The following is a 4,774-nucleotide window of genomic DNA, read 5'->3' as shown; positions in this document are numbered from 1 at the left end:
AACAGGCGCTGACGCAGCAGGTCAATCTGGGGGTGCAGAACCCGCCCGGTACAACGAGGATCGTCCAAGACCTTATCCAGTTGGCGTGACAGGCCGAGCTTTTTGTCGACTTCGCGAAAGAGCACCAGTCCGGCGTCTGACGTTAGATCACCACCGGTAAAGTCGACTTCAACCTTACGGCGTTTTAGAGGAGAAAGGGACAAAGTCATGTGGTAGCATTCCGTTACGGCTTTGGTGGTTGAAAATAAATGGTGTCGCAACCTTATTATCAACTTTCCAAAGCCGTTTTGCTATCCGAATACCCAGTTTGGTGAAATATCCGGGCTAGGCTCATGCTTGCTCAGATGGACGCGGCCGGGATTGATCATGGAGTGCTGTCACTGGCTGGACTATTTGGAGTGGACACTCTGCCAGCAAGCGAAGCGGTACCGTTATTGACCGGTTACAACCGCGATCTTGCTGAGCTATGTCGAACATATCCCAAACGTTTCAGCGGTCTGGCAGCGCTGCCTTTGCAGGATCTCGATCAAGCAAAACACGAGTTGGAAACGGCGATCGCCAGTGGTTTGATTGGCGCAATTTTGCCAATCGATGCTTTTCGAAGTCCAACGGACGTGGCCATTTTACACCCATTGCTTGCTTGCCTTAACCGACTCGGTGCCCATCTTTTTTTGCATCCCGGCCCATGGCCTGGACGGACTTACCCAGCAGCCATAGAGGATGTATCCAGCCCTCTGAATACCGCACTTCGTCATTCAGTGCTGAGCGTGCAAGCTGCAGTTTCCGAAGCCATGTTGACACTCTGTCTAACCGATTGCCTCTCCCCCTACCCAGACCTGACAGTCCAGGTAGCCAACTTGGGGGGCAATCTTGCCTGGCTCGTAGAGCGTATGGATCACCTTCAGCAGCTACGGGCCCCCGACTCACTGCCTCCCGGCGAACAGTTGGGTCGAGTGTGTGTTGATACCGCTACGTTCGGACCGCGCGCCATCGACATGGCTGCGGAAGTATTTGGCGTTGATCGGCTGTTGTTCGGCACAGACGCTCCAATATTTGATCGTGATCAGAGTCGCAACGGGCTTGAGGCGAGTCGGGTTGGATCAGACGTGCTCGCTGCTTCATGGCGACTGTTGACTCGTTACCGGACTGAGATTTAGACGGTTGTTGAAAAGCGCGTCCTGCCTTTTTCAACAACCGTTTAAGCAAAAAAGATGATTTTTTCCGGAACTTCTGTGTTTCGGAAGCAGTTGGCTGAAATTCATGGAAATTCAACAGACTGTTAGGCGGAAAACTACTCATGTTACTGCCGGGTATATCACTTTCATGGAGTTTAAGCTTCATCAAGAATAGGGACATGGACGGGTCATTGACCCAAATATATGAAGTGTCTACCCTACCGGGAGGATCTCTACATGACTCAATCAACCACTGCCAAGAACAATGATAAAGTTGCCAGTCTAAGCATAAAGCGCAATGGTGTCTTTATTGGTGCGGAAGTACGAGGGGTCGACTTATCACGGCCACTTGATGATGCTACCGCTGAGGCTATCAGGATAGCCCACGCTCGCCATGGAGTGCTTGCCTTTCCCGACCAGAACATTTCTTCGGAGGACCTGCGTCGATTTGGTCGTTACTTTGGTGAGTTGACAGTTCACCCTTTCTCTACCAGTGCGAAAGAAGCTCCGGAGTTGATTGTCTACGATAACAAGGAGGGAAACCCTCCGGCCCCAACTGACATATGGCATACGGACGAGACGTTCCGGGATTGCCCGCCAATGGGAACAGTTCTCTGCTCAAAGATCATTCCAGAGTTGGGTGGTGACACAAACTTTGCAAGTATGGAAGCTGTTTACGAAGGGTTGTCTGACCGTATGCAGCGATTCCTGTCTGGTTTGGTAGCGATTCATGATTTCAAACCGTTTCGGATGTTGTTCGATCAGACTGCAGATGGCATCCGTAAACTTCGCCAGTTTGAAGACCGATTTCCGCCAGTTGAACATCCCGTTGTACGAATTCATCCTGTTACCGGTAAAAAGTCAATTTTCGTCAACCCTCAGTTTACATTGGCTATCAAAGGAATGGAGGAGGACGAAAGTCGAACCATCCTGGACATGATATACCGTAAAACGTTGCGTAATGAGTTCCAGTATCGTCATCACTGGGAGCCGAATATGGTGGTCTTTTGGGACAATCGTTCTGTGCAGCATTCAGCAGTTCATGACTACTACCCTCAACGCCGTTTGATGGAAAGAGTTACCATTGCTGGCGATCGGCCTTGTGACGATGTTGAACCAGTTGATGTGGCCGACCTTCGACGCTATTTGATGCCACCAGTGACCGCGTTCAAAACTCGCGCTAAGCGCCAACATGAAGATTAGTCACTGCGGTGAATGATAACTGAGTTGAGTGTCTATAAAAGGTACTCACTTAGTGGTCAGCATTAATATATAGAGGGTACTCTGCTTCGAAGCGGTCGTTTATCTGGATGACAATTCCCTTTGTCCAGTGGTGCGCCTAAGAAATTCAGAATCAGATTTCCTCTTGCAAAAATTAGTAGATCCATTCCAGCGTATTCCGAGCAAGGACACCTTCTTTCATGACTGCCAAACGACCCAATTTTATTCTCTTCATGACTGATCAGCACCATGCCGATTACTTGGGATGCTATGGTCATCCCGTGCTCAAAACGCCGAATATTGACGCGTTAGCCAAGCACGGGACTCGGTTTGAGAACTTCCAGGTAGCTAGCCCTGTGTGCATGCCGAACCGTGCAAGTTTAATGACTGGACGGATGCCATCATTACACGGCGTCAGGCACAATGGCATTCCTTTGAGCTCCAACCAGGTGACCTTTGTTGAGTTGCTTCGAGAGGCTGGTTACGAGACTGCCCTGGTCGGGAAAAGCCATCTACAAAACTTTGTGAGCAGTCCTCCAGTACTTGAGAAAAGGGAGAGTGATCCTAATCTAAAGGCACCACCTTCTCACTTGGCTCAAGCGGTTCGAGATAAGTTGGACGGATCCGAGTACGGCTATGAACAACCGGGTTTCTGGTCACAGGATAGGCCTCAGATTGATCTGCCATTTTATGGTTTTAACCGAGTTGACATCGTCACCGGGCACGGCGACGGTGTTGGAGGGGATTACGTCAGTTGGCTTTCCGAGCGAGCACCCAACGCCTCGACGCTGATAGGTTCTGAGAATCAATTACCACACGACTATCAGTGTCCACAAGCTGTCCGCACAGCCTTGCCCACTGAACTCTATCCGACCTCTTACATTGCCGAGCGCGCCAGAGCTTTTATTAGTGAGCACGATGATGAGACCCCATTTTTTCTAATGGTTTCCTTTCCGGACCCGCATCATCCATTCAATCCGCCAGGGGATTACTGGAACCTTTACAGTCCAGAAGATATGCCGGTTCCAGAAGCATTCCGCCGCAATGACTGGACTCCGCCACCGCATGTCCAGGCTGTATTCGATTCGCGAACCGATGGTAGAGCTTTACTCAATGGAATGAACAGCCTTGGAATTAGCGAACGCGAGGCGTGCGAGGCCCGGGCTCTAACGTGCGGTATGATAGCGCTCGTTGATGATGCTGTGGGTCAGGTTATGGCGGCGCTGGAGGAAGCCGGGCTAGCAGAAGAAACGGTGACAATGTTTACCGCCGATCACGGTGATCATCTAGGTGAACACCGGTTGTTGCTGAAAGGTGCGGAACAATATCGGGACATTACCAGGGTACCTTTCATTTGGTCTGAGCCTTCAGCATCCGCTCGCACAAGCAAAGCCTTGGGATCAACTCTGGACATTGCTGCGAGCATTCTCGATCGCGCTGGATTGGAGCCTTACTCTGGTATTCAAGGCCAGTCGCTGCTTCCGGTTATAGAGGGGCGTAAAGGTTTCGATCGTAACGCATTATTCGTTCAGTTTGACCATCAACGAAGTCACCCAGGGTTAAGCGGACCTCCTCGGGTACACAGTCTGATCACCGATAATTGGCGGTTAAGCGTATTTCACAATGCGCAGTGGGGAGAACTATATGACCTAAAGAATGACCCCGGTGAGTTTCATAATTTGTGGGACAACCCTAGCTACTCATCAATTCGGTCAGATCTCATGGAGTGTCTCGTGCGGGAGGAAATAGCCTGTGTAGACCGAGTACCGCTGCCTACAAGCTTGGCCTGACTACTTTTTTCAAGAATATTTTGTGCGTTTAGCAAAATCGCACAGTGTGTGGGCCATATTATTGATTTTGTATAGGTTTTTATGCGCAAGCCATTTAAAAATATGGTGTACAAATTCACTAGAATAGGTATGTAATTGTTATTCACCAAAAATAATTGGTCCTGAAGTGTAGTTGTAACCATTCCTGGTAATAACTGCGAGTATTGAAGGGATTTCACTTAATGGTATAAAACGAAGGGTGCAATTCAAGAATAAAGGTAACTATTCAGCGAAATAATATCAAAAAAGGCTTGACAGGTTTTTTTTGACTTTTCCTGATTGCACAGATTTTTCACCAACTCCCTGACAGTCCGCCAAATTGGCCCGGAATTGCACGTCAGGGGTGGTCTCATCTATCATCTATAGCGAGCCGCCTCCAACATTATAAAACGCTTCAGAACGCCACACAGGAGGAAAAAATCGCCCATAAAAAAGCATGCGATAATACTCGCATCAATTAACGGCGGCAGCATTATTTAATGGCTCACAACCCCATCGATATTAATAAAACAGTTCAGGATGTCGAGCATCTTCTGGCTAAGAGCGATG

4 protein-coding genes are annotated in these 4,774 nt (G+C 49.1%); 3 read left to right on the top strand and 1 reads right to left on the bottom strand.

What is annotated here, in order from left to right; translation table 11 throughout:
* Positions 1-209 (bottom strand): transposase (locus G565_RS25245; RefSeq protein ID WP_037339735.1); only part of this gene is annotated, 209 nt, incomplete at its 3' end.
* A 123-nt stretch (positions 210-332) separates the two neighbouring features.
* Between G565_RS25245 and G565_RS0120370 the strand changes: the two genes are divergently transcribed.
* The 3 genes from G565_RS0120370 (at position 333) to G565_RS0120360 (ending at position 4,186) form a co-directional block, all read left to right on the top strand.
* The gene (locus G565_RS0120370; RefSeq protein WP_028672459.1) at positions 333-1,157 is read left to right on the top strand and encodes an amidohydrolase family protein; all 825 of its coding nucleotides are present in this window, start codon (positions 333-335) and stop codon (positions 1,155-1,157) included.
* Positions 1,158-1,412: 255 nt separating this feature from the next.
* Entirely contained in the window at positions 1,413-2,378 is a 966-nt protein-coding gene (locus G565_RS0120365; RefSeq protein ID WP_051208344.1) for a TauD/TfdA dioxygenase family protein, read from the top strand.
* 218 nt (positions 2,379-2,596) lie between these two features.
* A complete protein-coding gene (locus G565_RS0120360; RefSeq protein ID WP_028672457.1) occupies positions 2,597-4,186 on the top strand; it encodes a sulfatase family protein in 1,590 nt (529 codons plus the stop codon).
* Positions 4,187-4,774 lie beyond the last annotated feature (588 nt).

This window comes from Saccharospirillum impatiens DSM 12546, assembly GCF_000423605.1.
Lineage (GTDB): Bacteria > Pseudomonadota > Gammaproteobacteria > Pseudomonadales > Natronospirillaceae > Saccharospirillum > Saccharospirillum impatiens.
The sequence above is the reverse complement of the archived record's forward strand: the minus strand, read 5'-3'. Positions and strand labels throughout refer to the sequence as shown.